The 22,575-nt window shown below is 55.3% G+C and carries 17 protein-coding genes; 2 read left to right on the top strand and 15 right to left on the bottom strand.

All coding sequences use genetic code 11. The features are described 5' to 3' along the window. Position 1: 1 nt before the first annotated feature. The 3 genes from cydA to mngA form a co-directional block, all read right to left on the bottom strand. On the bottom strand, positions 2–1,570 hold the full coding sequence (gene cydA / locus ACQG19_RS07225; RefSeq protein WP_013097536.1) for a cytochrome ubiquinol oxidase subunit I: 1,569 nt from the start codon (positions 1,568–1,570) through the stop codon (positions 2–4). A 670-nt stretch (positions 1,571–2,240) separates the two neighbouring features. Next, complete coding sequence (gene mngB / locus ACQG19_RS07220; protein WP_246931536.1) at positions 2,241–4,871, bottom strand: mannosylglycerate hydrolase; 2,631 nt, start codon at positions 4,869–4,871, stop codon at positions 2,241–2,243. A 23-nt stretch (positions 4,872–4,894) separates the two neighbouring features. Then, positions 4,895–6,811: a PTS 2-O-a-mannosyl-D-glycerate transporter subunit IIABC gene (gene mngA / locus ACQG19_RS07215; protein WP_148790822.1), complete on the bottom strand. Its 1,917-nt coding sequence runs from the start codon at positions 6,809–6,811 to the stop codon at positions 4,895–4,897. 171 nt (positions 6,812–6,982) lie between these two features. On the opposite strand from mngA, the gene ACQG19_RS07210 reads away from it, so the two are divergent. Then, positions 6,983–7,699, top strand: a complete 717-nt coding sequence (locus ACQG19_RS07210; protein ID WP_246931538.1) for a GntR family transcriptional regulator — start codon at positions 6,983–6,985, stop codon at positions 7,697–7,699. An 82-nt stretch (positions 7,700–7,781) separates the two neighbouring features. Here ACQG19_RS07210 and sucD read toward each other — a convergent pair whose 3' ends face one another. The 8 genes from sucD to sdhC all read right to left on the bottom strand — a co-directional run bounded on the left by sucD (position 7,782) and on the right by sdhC (position 17,426). Beyond that, positions 7,782–8,651, bottom strand: a complete 870-nt coding sequence (gene sucD, locus ACQG19_RS07205; RefSeq protein ID WP_008501094.1) for a succinate--CoA ligase subunit alpha — start codon at positions 8,649–8,651, stop codon at positions 7,782–7,784. Continuing rightward, complete coding sequence (gene sucC, locus ACQG19_RS07200; protein ID WP_006809579.1) at positions 8,651–9,817, bottom strand: ADP-forming succinate--CoA ligase subunit beta; 1,167 nt, start codon at positions 9,815–9,817, stop codon at positions 8,651–8,653. Before sucC ends, sucD begins: the two co-directional genes overlap by 1 nt. Before the next feature lie 95 nt (positions 9,818–9,912). After that, positions 9,913–11,133: a 2-oxoglutarate dehydrogenase complex dihydrolipoyllysine-residue succinyltransferase gene (odhB, locus tag ACQG19_RS07195; RefSeq protein ID WP_095439893.1), complete on the bottom strand. Its 1,221-nt coding sequence runs from the start codon at positions 11,131–11,133 to the stop codon at positions 9,913–9,915. Between the two features lie 14 nt (positions 11,134–11,147). Continuing rightward, complete coding sequence (gene sucA / locus ACQG19_RS07190) at positions 11,148–13,955, bottom strand: 2-oxoglutarate dehydrogenase E1 component (protein WP_023622290.1); 2,808 nt, start codon at positions 13,953–13,955, stop codon at positions 11,148–11,150. Positions 13,956–14,182: 227 nt separating this feature from the next. Then, positions 14,183–14,899, bottom strand: a complete 717-nt coding sequence (gene sdhB, locus ACQG19_RS07185; protein WP_246931539.1) for a succinate dehydrogenase iron-sulfur subunit SdhB — start codon at positions 14,897–14,899, stop codon at positions 14,183–14,185. A gap of 15 nt (positions 14,900–14,914) precedes the next feature. Further along, a complete protein-coding gene (gene sdhA / locus ACQG19_RS07180; RefSeq protein WP_014831113.1) occupies positions 14,915–16,681 on the bottom strand; it encodes a succinate dehydrogenase flavoprotein subunit in 1,767 nt (588 codons plus the stop codon). Then, entirely contained in the window at positions 16,681–17,028 is a 348-nt protein-coding gene (gene sdhD / locus ACQG19_RS07175; RefSeq protein ID WP_008501088.1) for a succinate dehydrogenase membrane anchor subunit, read from the bottom strand. Before sdhD ends, sdhA begins: the two co-directional genes overlap by 1 nt. Further along, on the bottom strand, positions 17,022–17,426 hold the full coding sequence (sdhC, locus tag ACQG19_RS07170) for a succinate dehydrogenase cytochrome b556 subunit (protein ID WP_020684965.1): 405 nt from the start codon (positions 17,424–17,426) through the stop codon (positions 17,022–17,024). Before sdhC ends, sdhD begins: the two co-directional genes overlap by 7 nt. A 639-nt stretch (positions 17,427–18,065) precedes the next feature. On the opposite strand from sdhC, the gene ACQG19_RS07165 reads away from it, so the two are divergent. Further along, a complete protein-coding gene (locus tag ACQG19_RS07165) occupies positions 18,066–19,349 on the top strand; it encodes a citrate synthase (protein WP_013097545.1) in 1,284 nt (427 codons plus the stop codon). A gap of 99 nt (positions 19,350–19,448) precedes the next feature. Here the strand turns inward: ACQG19_RS07165 and nei are convergent, their stop codons facing one another. The 4 genes from nei to pxpB are packed head-to-tail and all read right to left on the bottom strand — an operon-like array spanning position 19,449 to position 22,566. Then, positions 19,449–20,240, bottom strand: coding sequence for an endonuclease VIII (gene nei, locus ACQG19_RS07160; RefSeq protein ID WP_095907522.1), 792 nt, complete (start codon positions 20,238–20,240; stop codon positions 19,449–19,451). Positions 20,241–20,259: 19 nt separating this feature from the next. After that, a complete protein-coding gene (pxpA, locus tag ACQG19_RS07155; protein WP_029883020.1) occupies positions 20,260–20,997 on the bottom strand; it encodes a 5-oxoprolinase subunit PxpA in 738 nt (245 codons plus the stop codon). Next, the gene (gene pxpC / locus ACQG19_RS07150; protein ID WP_246931541.1) at positions 20,984–21,916 is read right to left on the bottom strand and encodes a 5-oxoprolinase subunit PxpC; all 933 of its coding nucleotides are present in this window, start codon (positions 21,914–21,916) and stop codon (positions 20,984–20,986) included. The genes pxpA and pxpC overlap by 14 nt, the downstream gene beginning before the upstream one ends. Then, a complete protein-coding gene (gene pxpB / locus ACQG19_RS07145; RefSeq protein WP_029883019.1) occupies positions 21,910–22,566 on the bottom strand; it encodes a 5-oxoprolinase subunit PxpB in 657 nt (218 codons plus the stop codon). Before pxpB ends, pxpC begins: the two co-directional genes overlap by 7 nt. Positions 22,567–22,575: the final 9 nt, after the last annotated feature.

Raw genomic sequence — 22,575 nt, 5'->3', positions numbered from 1 at the left:
CTTAGCGTGCCGGCTGAGTAGTCACACCGGACTGCTCGTAGTGATAGCGACCGGTTTTCAGGCTGCTTGGGCCAAGGCGCGCGAACTTGAACATCAGGAACAGTTCAGCCACCAGGAACAGGGTGTAGAGACCACAGATCAGCAGCATTGAGAAGATCAGATCGCCTGCTGTCAGCGAGGAGTTGGCCACCGCCGTTGGCAGCACCTCACCAATCGCCCATGGCTGACGTCCATACTCCGCAACAAACCAGCCGGACTCAATTGCGATCCACGGCAGCGGGATAGCATACAACGCCGTACGCAGCAGCCATTTTTTCTCGCCGATGCGGTTACGAATCACAGACCAGAAGGACGCCGCAATGATCAGCAGCATGATGATGCCGCAGCCTACCATGATACGGAATGCAAAGTAGAGTGGCGCTACGCGTGGAATAGAGTCTTTGGTTGCCATCTGGATCTGCGCTTCCGTCGCGTCGGAGACGTTCGGGGTATAGCGTTTCAGCAGCAGACCGTAGCCCAGATCTTTCTTCACGTCGTTGAACTGGTCACGAACGGCCTGGTCGGTAGAACCGGCACGCAGCTGTTCCAGCAGAGCGTAGGCTTTCATACCGTTACGGATACGGCCTTCGTGCTGCTCCATCAGCTCTTTCAGACCCGTCACCTGTTTGTCAACAGAACGGGTGGCGATGATACCCAGCGCATAAGGAATTTGAATGGCGAAGCGGTTTTCCTGGGCGTCCTGGTCCGGAATACCGAACAGGGTAAAGGCAGCCGGGGCCGGTTGGGTTTCCCATTCAGCTTCGATTGCGGCGAGCTTGGTTTTCTGTACGTCACCCATTTCATAACCGGATTCATCACCCAGCACGATAACGGAGAGGATGGCAGCCATACCGAAGCTTGCAGCGATAGCAAAGGAACGTTTAGCGAAGGCGAAGTCACGACCACGCAGCATATAGTAGGAGCTGATGCCCAGAATGAACATCGCGCCGCACACATAGCCAGAGGCCACGGTGTGGACGAATTTAACCTGAGCAACCGGGTTCAGGACCAGTTCGGCAAAGCTGACCATCTCCATACGCATGGTTTCGAAGTTGAAATCAGACGCAATCGGGTTCTGCATCCAGCCGTTTGCCACCAGGATCCACAGCGCGGACAGGTTAGACCCTAATGCCACCAGCCAGGTCACCGCCATATGCTGGACTTTGCCCAGACGGTCCCAGCCGAAGAAGAACAGACCTACAAAGGTGGATTCGAGGAAGAAGGCCATCAGACCTTCAATGGCCAGCGGCGCACCGAAGATATCCCCTACATAGTGGGAATAATATGACCAGTTAGTCCCGAACTGGAACTCCATGGTCAAACCGGTAGCCACGCCCAGTGCAAAGTTGATACCAAACAACTTGCCCCAGAACTTGGTCATATCTTTATAAATCTGTTTGCCGGACAGAACGTATACCGTTTCCATGATGGCCAGCAGGAACGCCATACCGAGCGTCAGCGGCACAAACAGGAAGTGGTACATCGCGGTCAAGGCAAACTGTAAGCGCGACAGTTCGACTACGTCTAACATTATGACTCCTTGCTCATCGCATGAAGACTCCGAGAGTGAACCCCAGGAAAAGGATCCACACGCATGCCCCAATACAAAGTTATCTGCTCCCCTTCTTCGTTGCCTATTCTCTACAGAATGAAAAAGCAGTGATGAAAGGTTACAAATACGTTAATAAAAAACTCAAATTGGTCCCGCAAATATAATACGCTGCAAAACCCTTACAATAAACAGGTTTTTATTGAATCATATTTACGTTTTTCGACGGCGATCAATTTATAGCAAAATTACCACTTTTCGACCATTTTGATCGGGGACAATTTAGCGCTTTTAAGCACCTTTTTCCAAGGATTAAACTTTGATTTAAATCAAAAACAACGACCGATGTTAACCATGTTTAAACGCGGTAAGAATGGTGAAAACCATGTTAACGATATGTGCATACAAAGCTGTGATTGGTTATCGAAGAAGGGAAAAAATATAAACAGAAGTGATTTTAATTAACGCAAAAGAAAAACACCTTTTCGACGCGGGGCAATCCTTAAAGCGTAGTCGGGCCAGGTTATTTTTCCAGAGTTTGACTGCAACCCTTCGAAATTACATTTAATTTACTTTTCGCGCTCTATAAGTTAACACCGTAGCGTGACTATTTAATGAAAAAAGGCTGCACTTGGCAGCCTTTTTTCGTTTTTCAGGCAAGAAGAATGCTAAAGGTTCGTGACTGCCCCGGTCTGAACGTGCCGGTAATCCCCTGCTCTTCACGATCATCCAGTAACCGTTCATTCAGGTCCGTTTCGCCGCACCGTTTCAACGCCGGGTTAACGGATAACGTCGTCTCGCAGACGCTGGACTCCGAAGGGTTGAACAGGCGAAGAATAAGTTCATCCCGATCTTCCGCTTTTTTGAGCGCGCTGAGCACGCATCCCGTCGGGGAAAGCGCCAGCAGACTGTAACTTTCCGGCGTGGTGAACGACGCACGGTTTAATTTCATCGCATCCCAGGGGATCTTGTTATAGCACTGCACCGGCGTTAACCACGCCTTAGCCTGCTGCGTGACGCCCGAGCTTTCAGGGGTGCCACTGAAACTGAACAGGCTAAAACGGCAGGTTAACGGACCACGCATCTGGGAATCCGGGACGGGCATCTTAATCCCCGAAGGTCTGCCAGGGCGCAACAGCAAATCTTCTTTTCCGAGTAACCCCACGCCGCGCAGCAGAGTCAGCGCAAAGGCTTTTTTGGTATCGCCCACCACTTCAAATTCACGTAGTCCTTCTGTAAACAGCGCAAGCCCGTTTCGCTTTTCCTGCAGCACGGCATAGTTGAGCAAATTCCAGACAGGAACGGGCGCTTCTTTCCAGCCCTCTTCCTGCCAGCGTTGCATCGCAGCGTCCTGCACGGGGCGAGTAATGGTGCCAAACTGCGTATCCGCGAGCACGTGCTGAGTCGTAAACGGTGTGGGGATCAGCACCCGAACGCGGTGGTCATCCGCCTGGTTATCCAGACGCACCGCCACATCAATACGTCTGCTGTTGTGGCTGAGCGTAATGTCAAATGCCACCTCAAGAGAACCCTTTCGCTGACGTGCTGCGCGTTCAGAGAGGTTTGCCGGTACAGCAATACGGTGGCGGATCACCGCCCTGCTCTGCCAGGCTTCGTGTATGACGTCAACCTGATGCTCGCCCTGTGCTGAAGTGAGTCTCCACTCTTCCCGTGAAGGCGAGTAGTCGTACTCATCGCCATCATCCGAACTCTCTTCAATCTCCAGTACCCGGTCGTAAATCAGGCCGGTTTCTTTGTCGCGCAGACGCAGCGTACCGTCGTCGTTTATATCAATCTGCCAGAAAGCATTTTCGAGTAAAGCACCGGTGTTTTGCGCCGGAGAGAGCACCTTTCCGGCTACGTGCGGTTCTATAAACAGCGTACGGTAGCCCATCGACGGCAGGATCTGGCTGAGCTGGATATCAAACTCCATAAACGGTTCGTAGTTGCCGTAATGGACAATCTGCCGGTCAATGAGACCAGGGTCGAGCTCGCGCGCGCTGCGAATGAAATACGGGATCTCGTTGCCTTTCTCATCACGCAGACGAAACTGGCTGGCGCGCAGCCGAATCGTGGTGTTCATCACCTCTTCACGCGGCCAGGGCATCAGGTTGAACATCACCAGCTTATCGGCGTCGGATTGCGGCATGTTGTCGACAATCTTGCGCATATAGAAGCGCACCAGGTTGTCTGCCATGTCCTCCGCCAGCTCAAAGCGGGAAACAATCTCGCGATGCACCTTGTCGCTGCAGCAGCAGCCGATGCTGTCGTGGGCGTGATTCTTGAGGATCTCTTTCCACATTTTCTCCAGCAGACCGTGGTGATAGTCGAAGCCGAGAGTCCAGGCAAGCGTCGCCAGCGGCTCAAGCACGTTGACGATTTTATTCTCGATACGCGCATGGGCGATTTTAATGTCCATGCGCGTGGAGCCGATTGTCCGGTGCACGCGCATGTATTTCCCGTCGATAAACTCCCCTTTCAGCGTCGCCAGTTCATCGCGCCGCGCCTCAATATGGTCAAACACCTCCTCGAAGCGGCTCATCACAAACTGACGTTGCGGATAGATTTCACGAAGCTTCTCCATCACCGCAAAAAGGTTCTGCTGCAGCGGCATCTGGTCGTGTCCGTTGGGCAGCAAAATCTCTTTGGTGACAGAGGCGTTTTCCAGGACCTCGAAATAACTGTCGAGCCGTTTTCGTAGCCCGGCCTCATCCTCAGGTAAGTACTTACCAATCGCATAGCCCAGCGGCAGCACCTGTGCCGTCACTTCACTGCCGTCCTGGCTCTGCCAGAGAAATTCGGTTTTATCGGTACCGTGTCGTTCAGAACAGCCGCGCCAGAACATCGTGCGGGTAATGCCAAAGCCGTTATAAATATGCGGAAGCTGGCCTGACATCCCAAACGAATCCGGCAGATAACCGATCATCATCGGCTCGCCGAACGCCATACAGTCGCGAATACCGTACATCAGGTTGCGGACAATCGACTCGCCGCTGACGATCGTGGTATCGGTCTGGGTATACCACGGGCCGATAATCAGTTTTCCGCGCTCGACAAGTGCCTTCACCCGCGAGCGGTTTTCGGGCTTGACGGCAAAGTAATCCTCCAGCACTGCCGTCTGTCCGTCGAGAACGTAATATTTATAGGCCTCGTCCTGCTCCAGACGGGTCAGGATCTCTTCCATATTATTGACCAGAAGAATACGCGACTCTTCGGTGGTGAAGTACCACTCACGGTCCCAGTGCATATGCGGCGTGATATGAACGCGAGATACAGCTTTCATCTTCGTTTCCTGTGTTGTGCGTTTTACGGTATGGCGTCTTCAGTGATGTATTTGCCCGTTTTGACCGCCTGACGTCGCCAGAGCAGCAGAATAAATGTGGAGATAGCGGTCCCCACCAGCGCCGCACCAAACCAGCCTGCCGCTGCAACCACACCGCTCAGCCCTGCATCATGAAGTAAAAAGAGCGAGAAAATGCCTGCGCCCGGCGTGGACAGGCCGATCCCCATCGCGCCAACAATCGCCCCTGTCACCATGGAGCCCAGCACAAATGAGCCAATGACGCGGAGGGGATCTTCAATCGCCATCGGTATCGCCCCTTCGGTAATGCCCGCGAGGCCAAGCAGCCACGTTGATTTGCCGGTTTCAATTTCAAACGGTTTAAACAATCTCGGCGCCAGCATCGTTGACGCCGTCACGGTAAAGGCCGAGACCATCTTGACGGAGGCGAAAATCGCATAGGGGCCATACACCCCGTTGGCCATCGCCCCGAGGCAGAACGCGTAGGAGGCTTTGTTAACCGGCCCGCCCAAATCGAACGAACACATAAAGCCAAGGATCGCGCCCAGGAGCAGCGCATTCGCGCCAGAAAGACCATTGAGCCAGGCGGTGAGCGCGTTGTTTATCCAGGCCACCGGTTCGCCGATCACAAACAGCATCAGGCTGCCTGCGCCCAGCACGCCAATAACCGGATAAAGATAAAAGGTTAAGAAGCCGTTGAAGCGGCTACTGAGGCGAATGTGATTTTTCACCCAGCGCATCAGGTAGCCCGCAATCAGCCCGCCTGCGATGGCCCCCAGAAAACCGGAACCAATCATATTGGCAGCCAGACCGGCAGCGAAACCCGGCGTCAGCGCCGGTTTATCCGCCAGTGAATAAGCGGTATACGCCGCCAGAACGGGAACCATCAGCATGCCAAGCATGCCGCCGCCAAGCTTGCGGTACATCCACAGCCACGAATTTTCCTGATCGAACAAGTGCTGCAGCTCCAGGGTTTGCGCCAGCAATACCGACACGGCCAGCACTGTACCGCCAGCAACAATCAACGGCACCGCAAAGGAGATGCCGCTCAGGAGCGCCTGTTTGAGCTCGGTTTTGACACTCTTTTTAGTTTCGGTATCGACGGTCGCATGACGCGCAGCGTCGGCAGGCTTTAACGCCAGCGCACGTTCTATTAACGCTTCAGCATGGCGTAGTGGCTCCGCAACGGGTACGGAAACGGTGGGGATCCCCGCAAAGCGTTCACTCTCTTTGATCGCCACTTCTGCGGCAAAGATACATGCTCTGGCCTCCTGCAGTTGCTGCGACGTGAGGCGTCCCTCAATGCCGTTCGCCCCCTGCTTTTCCACCACCACGTTGACGCCCATCCTGCGTCCCGCTTTTTCCAGGTACTCCGCCGCCATATAGGTGTGGGCAATCCCGGCCGGGCAGGCGGTAACGCAGACAATAGTCGGGGCACTCTCCTGGATGGCGTCGGCCTGCTCCCCGGGTGCGGCGTCCAGCGCGGTCAGCACACCTTCTGCCGTGGTCGCCGCCATTACGCGGGCCCTGAGATCGTCATCCGCCAGGCGAGACGTGAGCGCCGTTAACACCTCAATATGCGTTGATCCGGCTTCCGCCGGAGGGATCGCGAGCAGGAAAATGAGCGTGACCTCTTCCGGCCCGTCCACCCCTTCCCATTCCAGCGGCTCGCACAGCGTTGCGACGGCAAATGCCGCCTCTTTTACCGTGGCCGATTTGCCATGGGGGACAGCCAGCCCCTCACCCAGCGCGGTTGGGCCAAGCGATTCCCGTTGAAAAACGTCCACCAGAAAAGCCTCGGCGTCAGTGATTTTGCCCAGCGCCTCCAGCCGCATCGCGAGCTGACGTATTGCCTCATCACGGCGGGTAAACTGCGCCTGAACGCAGACAGCACGCGGATCGGTCAGGGTCGTCAGGTTCATAGAGATCCTCACAGTTGCATCGTTATAGTCTGCGGAGGATTGTGGCAGAGCGGATAATACATTTATGTGATCATTTTCACTAACATCAACATTTGTATTTAATTTGTATTATTTACAAATCATTAGTTGAATGCATAATTCTCAGAAAAGGTATTAATCAGGCGCAATAAAATGGGCAATAAACCGCGATACCGGCAGATAGCGGATGTCTTCCGCGAAAAAATTAACGCCGGAGAATTAAAACCGGGTGACGCGCTACCAACGGAATCCAGCCTTCAGGAGGCGTTTAGCGTCAGCCGCGTCACCGTCCGGCAGGCCCTGAAACTGCTTGCCGACGAACAGATCATCGAAAGCATCCAGGGCAGTGGTTCATATGTAAAAGAGGAGCGGGTCAATTACGACATTTACCAGCTCACCGGCTTTTACGAAAAACTGGCGGATCGCAACGTTGATACGCACAGCGACGTTAAAATTTTTGAAGTGGTAAAAGCCGATACAAGACTCGCGGCTACGCTGGCAATTGGCGAGGATGATAAGGTCTGGCACGTCATGCGCGTACGCTTCATCAAGCAGAAGCCGGTAAACCTGGAAGAAACCTGGATGCCGCTGGCGATGTTCCCCGACCTCACCTGGGAAGTGATGGAAAAGTCGAAATACCACTACGTTGAACAGATCAAAAAGCTGGTCATCGATCGCAGTGAACAGGAGCTGGTGCCGGTCATGCCCTCAGAAGAGGCAATTGCCGCGCTGGCGCTCGATCCGGCAAAACCGATCCTGGAAAAAGTCTCCCGCGGTTTCCTGAAAGATGGCCGGGTTTTCGAATACAGCCGCAACGTGTTCAATACCGACGATTACAAATTCACCCTCGTGGCGAAACGCAGGCAATAAAAAAGGCCGCTTTACAGCGGCCAACCATGTCGAAACGGACATTTTTTATTTCAACGCGCCCCTTTCAGGGCGCAGAGAGGACTTACTTAATGATGGATTTCAGTGCTTCGCCGATATCCGCCAGGCTGCGAACGGTCTTCACGCCTGCGGCTTCCAGCGCTGCGAATTTCTCATCAGCCGTACCTTTACCACCGGCGATAATCGCGCCTGCGTGACCCATACGCTTACCTTTCGGCGCCGTCACACCCGCGATGTAACCGACTACTGGCTTGGTTACGTGTTCTTTGATGTAAGCAGCCGCTTCTTCTTCCGCGCTACCACCGATCTCACCGATCATGACGATCGCTTCGGTCTGTGGATCTTCCTGGAATAGCTTCAGGATGTCGATGAAGTTAGAGCCTGGGATTGGGTCACCGCCGATGCCCACACAGGTGGACTGGCCGAAGCCGTAGTCGGTGGTCTGCTTAACCGCTTCATAGGTCAGCGTACCGGAACGGGAAACGATACCCACTTTGCCCGGCTTGTGAATGTGACCTGGCATGATGCCGATTTTGCATTCGCCTGGGGTGATCACGCCTGGGCAGTTCGGGCCGATCATGCGCACGCCCGCTTCGTCCAGCTTCACTTTCACGGTCAGCATATCCAGCGTCGGGATACCTTCAGTGATGGTGATGATCAGTTTGATGCCTGCGTCGATCGCTTCCAGAATGGAGTCTTTGCAGAACGGTGCCGGAACGTAGATAACGGTCGCGGTTGCGCCCGTCGCTTCTACGGCTTCACGCACGGTGTTGAACACCGGCAGGCCCAGGTGTGTGGTGCCACCTTTACCTGGTGTTACACCGCCAACCATCTGCGTACCGTAGGCAATCGCCTGCTCGGAGTGGAAAGTCCCCTGGCTACCGGTGAAGCCCTGGCAGATAACCTTGGTATCTTTATTGATTAAAACTGACATTATTTCCCCTCCACTGCGGCAACAACCTGCTGAGCTGCATCCGTCAGACTTTTCGCTGCAATAATATTCAGGCCGCTGTCAGCCAGTTTTTTCGCGCCGAGTTCAGCGTTGTTACCTTCAAGACGCACAACAACCGGAACGTTAACGCCCACTTCTTCTACCGCGCCGATGATGCCGTCTGCGATCAGGTCGCAACGTACGATACCGCCGAAGATGTTCACCAGAACGGCTTTCACGTTGTCGTCAGAGAGAATGATTTTGAACGCTTCGGTTACGCGCTCTTTGGTTGCGCCACCGCCTACGTCGAGGAAGTTCGCTGGCTCGCCGCCGTGCAGCTTAACGATGTCCATGGTGCCCATCGCCAGGCCCGCACCGTTAACCATGCAGCCGATGTTGCCATCCAGCGCCACGTAGTTCAGTTCCCACTGAGCAGCCTGTGCTTCACGCGGGTCTTCCTGAGACTGGTCACGCATTTCGCGCAGATCTGGCTGGCGGAACAGGGCATTGCCGTCAGCACCCAGTTTGCCATCGAGGCAGATCAGATCGCCCTGAGTGGTGATCACCAGCGGGTTGATCTCGATCAGCGCCAGATCGCGCTCCAGGAAGATGGTCGCCAGACCCATAAAGATCTTGGTGAACTGCTGAACCAGCTTGCCTTCCAGACCCAGTTTGAACGCCAGTTCACGGCCCTGGTAAGGCATTGGACCTGCCAGTGGATCGATAGCCACTTTATGGATCAGGTGTGGCGTCTCTTCTGCCACTTTTTCGATTTCCACGCCGCCTTCGGTAGACGCCATGAACACCACGCGGCGTGAGCTACGGTCTACCACCGCGCCCAGATACAGCTCTTTCGCGATGTCGGTTGCCGCTTCAACCAGGATCTGGTTGACTGGCTGGCCGTTCGCATCTGTCTGGTAAGTGACCAGACGCTTGCCGAGCCAATGTTCAGCAAATGCACGAATTTCTTCTTTGCTCTTAACAACCTTCACACCGCCCGCTTTACCACGGCCACCAGCGTGAACCTGACATTTAACTACCCACGGGCCGGAACCGATTTTAGATGCGGCTTCTTCTGCTTCACGCGGGGTAGTACAGGCATAACCCACCGGAGCCGGTAAGCCATACCGGGCAAACAGCTGTTTGGCCTGATATTCATGTAAGTTCATGTGTTCTATCCATCCTTCAGGGTAATCGTTATCTTCAAACCTGCAGGCCGGTGCAAGGCGTATCCGGCCTACAGGGCAGGTGATGCTAAAAGGGACTAGACGTCCAGCAGCAGACGCGTTGGATCTTCCAGCAGCTCTTTAATCGCTACCAGGAAGCCCACGGACTCGCGGCCGTCGATCAGACGGTGATCGTAAGAGAGCGCCAGATACATCATTGGCAGGATCTCCACTTTACCGTCTACCGCCATCGGACGATCTTTAATGGCGTGCATACCCAGGATCGCGCTCTGCGGCGGGTTGATGATCGGGGTAGACATCAGCGAGCCAAATACGCCGCCGTTGGTAATGGTGAAGTTACCGCCGGTCAGGTCGTCTACGGTCAGCTTGCCGTCGCGGCCTTTCACGGCCAGCTCTTTAATATTTTTCTCGATGTCGGCCATACCCAGGGTATCCACATCACGCAGAACCGGAGTCACCAGACCACGTGGCGTAGACACCGCCATGCTGACGTCGAAATAGTTGTGGTAAACCACGTCATCACCATCGATGGACGCGTTCACTTCCGGGTAGCGTTTCAGTGCTTCAACAACCGCTTTCACGTAGAAGGACATAAAGCCCAGACGGATACCGTGACGTTTTTCAAACGCGTCACCGTACTGCTTACGCAGGTCCATGATTGGCTTCATGTTCACTTCGTTGAAGGTGGTCAGCATCGCGGTGGAGTTTTTCGCTTCCAGCAGACGCTCTGCCACACGCTTACGCAGGCGAGTCATTGGCACGCGTTTTTCACTGCGCGCACCCAGAGCAGGCTGTGCTGCTGGGGCTGCCACAGGGGCTTTCGCTTCTGCCTGAGAAGGCGCTTTCGCCAGGTGTTTGTCGATGTCTTCACGGGTCAGACGACCGCCTACACCGGTACCTTTGATGGCTGCCGGGTCAAGGCTGTGTTCAGCCAGCAGGCGACGGATCGCCGGGCTGAGCGCGTCGTTGGTCTGTTCTTCCAGAGAAGCCTGCTGGCGCTGAGCCGGCGTAGAGGCTTTCTCTTCAGACTTCGCGCTGGACTCTTTGCCCGCGCTGTTGCCTTCACGCAGGCGACCCAGGATCTGGCGAGAGGTTACGGTGGTGCCTTCGTCTTCCAGCACCGCGTCCAGAACGCCATCCGCCGAAGCCGGTACTTCCAGTACCACTTTGTCAGTTTCGATTTCTACCAGCACTTCATCGCGCTTAACGGCATCGCCTGGTTTTTTATGCCAGGTAGCGACGGTCGCATCTGCTACAGATTCAGGCAGGTCGGGAACAAGAATATCTACGCTACTCATTATGTATCCTTTAATTAATCGACGTTCAGCGCGTCATTGACCAGATCTTGTTGCTGCTTCTGGTGAACGGACATATACCCTACCGCCGGAGAGGCGGAGGCCGGGCGACCTGCATAACGCAGAGCAGACCCAAATGGAATCACTTCACGGAAATGATGCTGGCTGCAGTACCATGCGCCCTGGTTGAGCGGCTCTTCCTGGCACCAGACAAAATCATGTACGTGAGCGTACGGTTTCAGCGCTTCCTGCACCGCCTGGTGCGGGAATGGATAAAGCTGTTCGATACGCACGATGGCGACATCTTTCTGATCGTTCTTACGGCGCTGTTCCAGCAGGTCGTAATAAACCTTACCAGAACACATCACCACACGCTTCACAGCCTGCGGATCCAGTTCATCAATCTCACCGATGGCAGGCAGGAAGGTGCCATTCGCCAGCTCATCCAGGCTGGACACCGCCAGTGGGTGACGCAGCAGGGATTTTGGTGACATGACCACCAGCGGACGGCGCATACCGCGCAGCGCCTGACGACGCAGCATGTGGTAAACCTGAGCCGGGGTGGACGGTACGCAAACCTGCATGTTCTGCTCAGCGCAGAGCTGCAGATAACGTTCCAGGCGCGCGGAGGAGTGCTCAGGACCCTGGCCTTCATAACCATGTGGCAGGAGCATCACCAGGCCACACATACGGCCCCATTTCTGTTCGCCAGAAGAGATGAACTGGTCGATAACCACCTGAGCACCGTTGGCGAAGTCACCGAACTGCGCTTCCCAGATGGTCAGCGTACGCGGCTCTGCGGTAGCGTAACCGTATTCGAAGGCCAGCACCGCTTCTTCAGAGAGCACGGAGTCCCAGACCTTGAACTGGCCCTGACCGTTGTGCACGTGCTGCAGCGGGGTGTAGGTTGAACCGTTAGACTGGTTGTGAACTACCGCGTGGCGGTGGAAGAAGGTGCCACGGCCCGCATCTTCACCGGACAGACGAACAGGAATACCTTCATCAACCAGCGTCGCGTAAGCCAGCGTTTCTGCACCGCCCCAGTCGAACAGCTTCTCACCTGCCGCCATAGACTGACGGTCAGCATAAATTTTTGCCACGCGAGACTGCATCTCGATGGCGTCTGGCACGGTGCTGATGCGTTTAGCCAGCTCCTGCAGGCGCTTCATCTCGACCTTGTTCGGGTAGCTCTCATCCCACTCGTGGTTGAGGTACGGCGACCAGGTAAAGGAGTGCATGTTCATCGGACGCAGCTCTTTAACCACGCACTCACCCGCATCCAGCGCGTCGCGGTAGAGGTTGACCATTTCGGTCGCATCTTCCAGCGTCGCCACTTTTTCGCTTTCCAGCTTGTCAGCGTAGATTTTGCGCGGCGTCGGGTGTTTTTTGATTTTCTGGTACATCAACGGCTGGGTTGCACTTGGCTCGTCGGCTTCGTTGTGGCCGTGACGGCGGTAGCAGAACAGATCGATGAACACATCGCGTTTGAAGGTGTTACGGAAGTCCAGCGCCAGACGGGTCACGAAGGCGACCGCTTCCGGGTCATCCGCGTTAACGTGGAAGATTGGCGCCTGTACCATCTTGCCGATGTCGGTGCAGTAAGGGGTTGAACGCGCATCCAGTGGGTTAGACGTTGTGAAGCCCACCTGGTTGTTGATGACGATACGAACGGTACCGCCCACTTCATAACCACGCGCTTTGGACATGTTCAGGGTTTCCTGAACCACGCCCTGCCCTGTGACCGCCGCATCACCGTGAATGGTAATTGGCAGCACTTTGTTGCTGCTTGGCTCGTCCAGACGATCCAGACGCGCACGCACGGAACCGATAACTACCGGGCTGACGATCTCCAGGTGCGACGGGTTAAACGCCAGCGCCAGGTGAACCAGACCGCCTTCGGTTTCGATATCAGACGAGAAGCCCATGTGGTACTTCACGTCACCGGTGCCGAGATGTTCTTTATGTTTGCCCGCGAATTCGTCGAACAGGTCCTGCGGTTTTTTACCCAGCACGTTGACCAGCACGTTCAGACGACCACGGTGCGCCATGCCCAGTACCACTTCACGGGTACCGCTCTTGCCTGCATGACGAATCAGCTCTTTCAGCATTGGCACTAACGCATCGCCGCCTTCCAGCGAGAAGCGTTTTGCGCCCGGGAACTTCGCGCCCAGATAGCGCTCAAGCCCTTCCGCTGCGGTCAGTTCGTTCAGGAAGCGTTTTTTCTCGTCAGCCGAGAAGGTCGCGTGGCCCGCTACGGATTCGATACGCTGCTGGATCCAGCGTTTCTCTTCGGTAGAAGTGATATGCATGTATTCCGCGCCGATGGAGCCGCAGTAGGTTTGCTTGAGGGCGTCGATCAGATCGCCCAGCTTCATCGTGTCTTTACCGATGGCAAAAGAACCTACGTTAAAGCTTTCCTGGAAATCGGCCTCGGTCAGATCGTGATACGCCGGATCGAGATCCGCCACACGGTCTTGTTTCCACAGTCCCAGCGGATCGAGATTCGCATGCTGGTGACCGCGGAAGCGATAAGCGTTAATAAGCTGCAGGACTTTAACCTGCTTCGCGTTGGTGTCAGGGTCGGAAATCGCAGAAGAGTAACGTGAGGCATCCTTCGCCAGACGACGGAAATAATCACGTGTTTTGGAATGGAATTGATCCGGTTTGACTCCCGTGCCAGGCAACTGCTGGAACATGGAACGCCAGTTTGCGTCCACTGAGTCAGGATCGGTTAAGAAGTCTTCATAGAGCTGTTCTATCCAGCTCTGGTTGGCACCAGAGAGGTAAGAAGAGTCCAGCCAGGCTTTCATTGCGCCGTTCTGCATCGTGATCCCTTAAGCATTTTTATGCTTACTTTCGCCGTAGAAACTACCACGCACACCGCGTGTACGTGCCGGGGTTCACCTGCGAGCTCTTTTACTTTGGCCCGCGAAGGAACCTTTAGAAACTGTCTAGACTTCAGGGCAGTTTTTAAAGGTTTCTGCAATCTATCCCCTCTCCCTTTGGGAGAGGGTTAGGGTGAGGGGGAACAGCGCCCCCTCTCACTACTTACTTACGCACTGCGCTGCAGCAGCATCGACTTAATATGGCCGATGGCGCGCGTCGGGTTCAGCCCCTTCGGACACACACTGACGCAGTTCATGATGCTATGGCAGCGGAATACGCTGAAAGCGTCACTTAAACCTTCCAGACGACTATCGGTTTCGGTGTCGCGGCTATCGATCAGGAAGCGATAGGCAGCCAGCAGACCGGCCGGGCCGATGAACTTGTCCGGGTTCCACCAGAACGACGGGCACGACGTTGAACAACATGCACAGAGAATACACTCATACAAGCCGTCGAGTTTTTCACGCTGCTCAGGAGACTGTAAATGCTCACGAGCGGGTGGATTTTGCCCATTATTCAATAAGTAAGGTTTAATCTTCTCATATTGTGCATAGAATTGCCCCATGTCTACCACCAAATCACGCACGACCGGCAGGCCTGGCAGAGGACGGATAACAATTTTCTGGCCCGGGCGTTGCAACGCGGAAATTGGCGTGATGCAGGCCAGACCATTTTTGCCGTTCATGTTGATGCCGTCAGAGCCACACACCCCTTCACGGCAGGAGCGACGGAACGACAGTGTCGGATCTTTTTCTTTCAGCTGGATTAACGCATCCAGCAGCATCATGTCACGACCTTCTTCCGCTTCCAGCGTGTAATCCTGCATGCGCGGAGCGTCATCTACATCCGGGTTATAACGATAAACTGAGAATTCGAGTTTCATTGTCCTGTCTCCGCATTAGTAAGTACGAATCTTCGGCGGGAACGCCGGACGCAGTTTCGGTTCCATGTTCACCTGACGGCGCGTCATGGTTTCCGACTCTGGCAGATACAGGGAATGGCACAGCCAGTTTTCATCGTCACGATCCGGGAAGTCGAAGCGGCTATGCGCGCCACGGCTTTCGGTACGGAAGTTGGCCGACATCGCGGTTGCGAACGCGGTTTCCATCAGGTTATCCAGCTCAAGACACTCAACGCGCTGGGTGTTGAACTCGCTGGAAGTATCATCCAGACGGGCGTTTTTCAGGCGCTCGCGGATCGCTTTCAGTTGCTCAAGACCTTTCGCCATCGCGTCACCTTCACGGAATACCGAGAAGTTGTGCTGCATACATTCCTGCAGCGCTTTGCGGATTTCCACCGGATCTTCACCGTTACGGTTACCGTTCCAGCGGTTCAGACGCTCAAGCGATGCATCAATTTCGTCGTCGGTCGCGTCACGCAGCGCGCCCTGTTCGGCAATGGATTCCTGCAGGTGCAGACCCACCGCACGACCAAACACCACCAGGTCCAGCAGGGAATTCCCCCCCAGACGGTTGGCACCGTGTACGGACACGCAGGCAATTTCGCCTACCGCGAACAGGCCTGGGATGACCACATCTTCGCCCTGCTCGTTCACGGTCAATGCCTGACCGGTCACTTTGGTCGGAATACCGCCCATCATGTAGTGGCAGGTAGGAATAACCGGAATTGGCTCTTTCACCGGGTCGACGTGGGCGAAGGTACGGGACAGCTCCAGAATACCCGGCAGACGGGATTCCAGTACCTCTTTACCCAGGTGGTCGAGTTTCAGCTTGGCGTGTGGACCCCATGGGCCATCACAGCCGCGACCTTCACGGATTTCGATCATGATGGAACGCGCCACCACATCACGACCCGCCAGGTCTTTCGCATTCGGGGCATAGCGTTCCATGAAACGTTCGCCGTGTTTGTTCAGCAGGTAACCGCCTTCACCACGGCAGCCTTCTGTCACCAGAACACCCGCACCGGCGATACCGGTTGGGTGGAACTGCCACATCTCCATATCCTGCACCGGCACGCCAGCGCGAATAGCCATCCCAACGCCGTCACCGGTATTGATGTGGGCGTTAGTGGTGGACTGGTAAATACGCCCTGCACCGCCGGTCGCCAGCACGGTTGCGCGCGCTTTGAAGTAGACCACTTCACCGGTTTCAATGCACAGCGCAGTACAACCGACAATCGCGCCATCGGCATTTTTCACCAGATCCAGCGCATACCACTCGGAGAAGATAGTAGTGTGGTTTTTCAGGTTCTGCTGATACAGAGTATGCAGTAGCGCGTGACCGGTACGGTCAGCCGCTGCCGCGGTACGTGCCGCCTGCTCGCCGCCGAAGTTTTTCGACTGGCCGCCAAACGGACGTTGATAGATGGTGCCATTTTCCAGACGGGAGAACGGCAGACCCATATGATCCAGCTCCAGAATCGCTTCCGGGCCAGTCTTACACATATATTCGATGGCATCCTGGTCGCCGATGTAGTCGGACCCTTTTACCGTGTCGTACATGTGCCATTCCCAGTTATCTTCATGGGAGTTACCCAGCGCAACGGTAATACCGCCCTGCGCAGATACCGTGTGGGAACGGGTCGGGAATACTTTAGAGAGCAGCGCACAGGTCTGGCCGCTCTGGGAAATTTGCAGCGCGGCGCGCATACCTGCGCCACCCGCACCAATCACAACAGCATCAAATTCTCTGACTGGCAGTTTCATTACACACCCCACACCACAACGAATCCATAAATAACGTAAACCACCAGTGCAACGACAATGGCCAGCTGCAGAGGAAGGCGAATCGCCAGCGGTTTAACGTAATCGGTCAACACCTGCCACATGCCAATCCAGGCATGAATAAGAATGGAGAACAGCGCCAGCAGGGTGAACACTTTGGTGAAGGCAGATCCGAAGAACCCACTCCAGATTTCCCACGTCAGCGTGCCGCTGGTCGCGAAGAAACCGATCATATAGATGATGTAGAGGGTGAGAACGATGGCGGTAGCACGGACCAGAATGAAGTCATGTACGCCGTTGCGTCCTAATGCGGAGGCGTTGCTTACCATACGAGAACTCCTGCGAGAAGTGAAAGCACGACTGTAATCACAAATGAAATGTTAGCGGAACGTTTCCCGGCTTCGAAAGTCTCTTCCAGGTAACCAAAGTCCATCAGCATATGGCGAACACCCACCACAACGTGGTACGCCAGTGCGGTCAGAATGCCCCACATGATGAATTTCACGAAGAAGCTGTTCATGATGGCAGAGGCCTGGAGGAATCCTTCAGGAGAAGAGAGGCTGGTGCCCAGTAACCACAGCAGAATGCCTACCGCCACAAACGTAATCACACCCGATACACGGTGCAGAATGGACGCTATTGCTGTTACGGGGAACCGGATCGTTTTGAGATCCAGATTGACAGGTCTTTGTTTTTTCACATTTCTTATCATGAATAACGCCCACATGCTGTTCTTATTGTTTCCTTCCTCCGGACTGCGATGCGGGTCAGACAGCGTTCCTTTTCTATAACTGCGCGTCATGCAAAACATTGCTTCCAAATGCTAAAACGACACGTTACAACGCTGGGTGGCTCGGGATTGCAGGGTGTTCCGGAGACCTGGCGGCAGTATAGGCCGTTCACAAAATCATTACAATTAACCTACATACAGTTTGTCGGGTTTTCTCTGGAACAGTGATCAGGGTCACGATAACAACATCTTTTTAATTTTTAATCATCTGATTTGACAAATGTTAAACAATATTGTTACAAACGTCATCAGAAAAGGCATATAATGCGCAAAAGTTATGAGGTCTCTCTTTCACCTGACAAATAGTTATGTAACAGTGTGATGGTATTGACCGAAGTTATCAGGACAGTTATTAGTGATATACAGGTTTGAAAAATTCGGACTGCAAAAACGCTGATTTGCTGTTGTTTCACTGATATTTCATTCGTTTACCTGCAAGGCGCCATAGCTCTGTACCCTGGTTTGTCCTCGTGAGCTGAGCGGTAAGCCAAATAACAATCTGGTAACGGTGATTAACAGCTGAAAGCAAATCCGGTAAAGCGCAGTCTTAAGCATAAGGCGCTAAGGAGACCGTAAATGGCTGATACAAAGGCAAAACTCACCCTCAACGGTGGTGATGCTATTGAACTGGATGTGCTAAAAGGCACGCTCGGTCAGGATGTTATTGATATCCGTACGCTGGGTTCCAAAGGAGTGTTCACCTTTGACCCTGGATTTACCTCTACCGCATCTTGCGAATCCAAAATCACCTACATTGACGGTGACGAAGGTATCCTGCTCCATCGCGGCTTCCCCATCGATCAGTTAGCCACAGAATCCAACTATCTGGAAGTGTGCTACATCCTGCTGAACGGCGAAAAGCCGACGCAGGCTCAGTATGATGAATTCAAAACCACCGTCACCCGTCACACCATGATCCATGAGCAGATTACCCGTCTGTTCCATGCGTTCCGTCGTGACTCTCACCCGATGGCGGTGATGTGCGGGATTACCGGTGCGCTGGCGGCGTTCTACCACGACTCCCTTGACGTGAATAACCCACGCCACCGCGATATCGCAGCGTTCCGCCTGCTGTCCAAAATGCCAACCATGGCAGCGATGTGCTACAAATACTCCATCGGTCAGCCGTTCGTATATCCACGCAACGACCTCTCCTATGCCGGTAACTTCCTGCGCATGATGTTCTCCACGCCGTGCGAAGAGTACGAAGTGAACCCGGTGCTGGAACGCGCGATGGACCGTATTCTGATCCTGCACGCTGACCACGAACAGAACGCCTCTACCTCCACCGTCCGTACCGCAGGCTCTTCAGGCGCGAACCCGTTCGCCTGTATCGCTGCGGGCATCGCCTCCCTGTGGGGACCGGCGCACGGCGGCGCGAACGAAGCTGCACTGAAGATGCTGGAAGAGATCAGCACCGTTGAGCACATTCCTGAATTCGTGCGCCGCGCGAAAGACAAGAATGACTCCTTCCGTCTGATGGGCTTCGGTCACCGTGTGTACAAAAACTACGACCCACGTGCAACCGTGATGCGTGAAACCTGCCACGAAGTGCTGAAAGAGCTGGGCACCAAAGACGATCTGCTGGAAGTGGCGATGGAGCTGGAACACATCGCGCTGAACGACCCGTACTTCATCGAGAAGAAACTCTACCCGAACGTAGACTTCTACTCTGGCATTATTCTGAAAGCGATGGGCATTCCGTCTTCCATGTTCACCGTGATCTTCGCCATGGCACGTACCGTGGGCTGGATTGCGCACTGGAACGAAATGCACAGCGAAGGCATGAAAATCGCCCGTCCTCGTCAGCTGTATACCGGCTACGAGCAGCGTGATTTTAAGTCTGATCTTAAGCGCTAAAAGACGTGGGTGCGGCCTGATGCCCTCACCCCGGCCCTCTCCCACCGGGAGAGGGTGAAAACATTAAAAACGGTAACCTGAGGGTTACCGTTTTATTTTTTACCTCTGGCACCCGGGACACCAGTAAAACGGTCGTGAAGAGAGCGTTGTCTTCTCAATCACCCCACCGCACCGCTCGCACCTCTTCCCCGCCCGATGAAACACCTTAAAGCGGAATAGCGCCCCGTGATGCTTGTTGTCATCTACCACGCCGCGGGTGTTATACGATAGCCGTGGAATATCCAGCAGCGCGTGAGAGAGCGCTTCCAGCTGTTCATCGCTCAACTGCGACGCTTTATGCTGTGGTGCCAGCCCGACCTCCCAGAGAATTTCGACGCGAAGGTAATTGCCTAATCCGGCCAGGAACGCCTGATCGAGCAGTAGCCCGGAAAATTGCCGGTTGCGGAATTTAGGGGATAACAAGCGGGCTTTGACATCGTTCGCCGTCAGACGCATATCCAGCACGTCCGGCCCGACCCGCTGTAAGAACGGGTGCGTAAGCAGTTGCTCCGGCGTTAACATTTCGATATCAGACGCGCTATACAGCAAAATCGCTTTATCCGCGGTTTGCAGCCTGACGCGCAGCACACGGGTGGTTTGCGGCTGCTCGTTGGCGTTAACCACCCGCCAGACGCCATAAAGCTGGTTGTGGCTGTATAACGTAAGGTTATGGGAGAAATGCGTGAGTAACGCCTTTCCCCGTGTTTCGATGTGGGTCACCGTTTGTCCCACCAGCGGTGCTTCAAACGGCTTCAGTTGAGGAAAAGCAAACCAGACGTCCGTCAGGGGTTTGCCTTTTATCGCCGCCTCGAGGCTATCCGCAGCGCGGCGGATCTCCGGGCCTTCTGGCATCTCTTTATCCTTATGATTTTCAGGCGCTGACGAGGATCCCCTGCTCTGCAAACGCCGCCCGTAAGCGGCGGGCAAACTGCAGCGCGTGCTCGCCATCACCGTGTAAGCATACTGTGTCAGCCTGAACGCTGGCCGTATTACCTTCAACCGTTGTTACTGTTCCCTCGCGCACCATCTGAAGGGTCTGCGCCAGCGCCAGAGACTCATCGGTGATCAGCGCGTTGGGCCGGGAACGGGGAACCAGGGTTCCGTCGGGCTGATAGCCTCGGTCGGCAAACACTTCCTGGCGGGTGGTTAACCCCAGACGCTGACCGGCGCGAATCAGCTCGCTCCCCGCCAGGCCAACCAGGATCAGTTGTGGGTTGCAATCGAACACCGCCCGGGCGATGGCCTCAGCCAGCGCGGGGTCGTTCGCCGCCTGATTATAGAGCATGCCGTGCGGCTTCACGTGGCGCAGCGCGCCCTGCTGCGAACGCACAATCGCCTCGAGCGCGCCAATCTGGTAAAGCGTCTGGGCGTAGACCGTCTCGGGCGGGAGATCCATCGCCGTGCGACCAAAATTCTCCCGGTCAGGGAAGCTCGGATGCGCCCCTATCGCTACGCCGTTTTTGATGGCATTGCGCACGCTAGCCAGCATCGTTTGGGCATCACCCGCGTGAAAACCGCAGGCGATATTCACCGAGGTGACCAGGGTCATCAGTTCAGCGTCGGCGCTGCCGCCCTCGCCCAGATCGGCGTTTAAATCAATCTTTACCATCAAGCCTCCACGCCAGTTGTTCCAGATAACGCTGCTGGTCCTGCCGCGCCTTCAGCGCCTCCTCCAGGGAGCATTGCACGAAGTGAATCGGCTGTCCGAGCGGGATTTGCGCCAGATGGTAGCGATCGGCCTCAATAATGCAGGCGATGCGCGGGTAACCGCCCGTGGTCTGTGCATCGTTCATCAACACAATCGGTTGACCGTTACCCGGTACCTGAATGACGCCGGGCAACAGACCGTGTGAAAGCAGTTCGCGGTCCGTCGTACGGGTCAGCGGCTGCCCCTGAAGACGATACCCCATGCGGTTACTCTGCGGGCTAATCTTCCACGGCGAGCGCCAGAAAGACTCCTGAGACATCTCATCAAATTCTTGATACTCCGGCCCCGGCAGGGCGCGGATCTGGTTTCCCCACAGGAGCTGTTTTACACCCTGCGCGGTTGAAAAGTGCCGCGTTGACGGTTTTATCGCCAGACGATCGCCATCGCGCAACAAACGTCCTTCGTGGCCGCCAATTCCGGCTTTCTGATCGGTACTGGATGAGCCCAGCACCTCCGGCACGTCAATCCCACCGGCAACGGCAAGGTAACTGCGAACCCCATGCTGAGGACGCTTAAGCGTTAAACGCTGTCCGGCTTTTGCCCGCAGCCGCCAGCCGGTCCAGACCGCTTTGCCATCAAGCGTGGCATCGCACCCGGCGCCGGTTAACGCAAACCAGGTCTCCTGACTAAATTCAATGACACACTGCCCCAGCGTAATTTCGAGCGCAGCCGTATTGCCGGGATTGCCCACCAGCACATTGGCAATCTCCAGTGCTGGCCTGTCCAGCGCGCCACAGTAGCTCACGCCAGACTGGCGCATGCCAAAGCGACCCGCATCCTGAACAGAGGTGTAAAGCCCGGCGCGAATAAGCGTTAACATACCCCCTCCTTCTGCGGAATAAAGCGAAGGGTGTCGCCAGGACGCAGGAGGACCGGCGAGTCCAGGCCCGGTTCAAATAACGGCATCGACGTGTGTCCGATAAGCTGCCAGCCCCCCGGCGACGCCAGCGGATAAATGCCCGTCTGTTCGCCGCCAATCGCGACGGTACCCGCCGGCACGCTCAGGCGCGGCTCAGCGCGACGTGGCGTATGCAGTGCCGAAGGGAGTCCGCCCAGATACGGGAAGCCCGGCTGGAATCCCAAAAACCAGACCACATAATCAACAGAGGCGTGCAGCTCAACGACCTGTTTTTCGGTTAGCCCACTGTGTTCAGCCACCACGCCAAGATCGGGTCCCCCTGTGCCCCCATACACCACCGGGATCTCAATCGTGCGGGATTCCGGCTCCAGCGCTTCGCTCTCCTCCCACCAGCGCTGTAAACGTTCAATGGCATCCAGTGCCAGCATATGCGGATTACGCAGCACCACGGTGATGTTATTCATCCCCGGGATCGCTTCAACCACCTCCGGCACATCCACCAGACGCTGCGTTAACCGCCAGATACGCTTTTGGGTAGCAAGGGTGACGGGCGGCTCCAGCTCCAGCACCACCGCCGTTTCCCCCAGAAGATAACAACGCGCTCGCTGCACTCAGGTACC

Source organism: Enterobacter cloacae complex sp. 277I4, assembly GCF_050031465.1.
GTDB classification, from domain to species: domain Bacteria; phylum Pseudomonadota; class Gammaproteobacteria; order Enterobacterales; family Enterobacteriaceae; genus Enterobacter; species Enterobacter cloacae.
The sequence above is the reverse complement of the archived record's forward strand: the minus strand, read 5'-3'. Positions and strand labels throughout refer to the sequence as shown.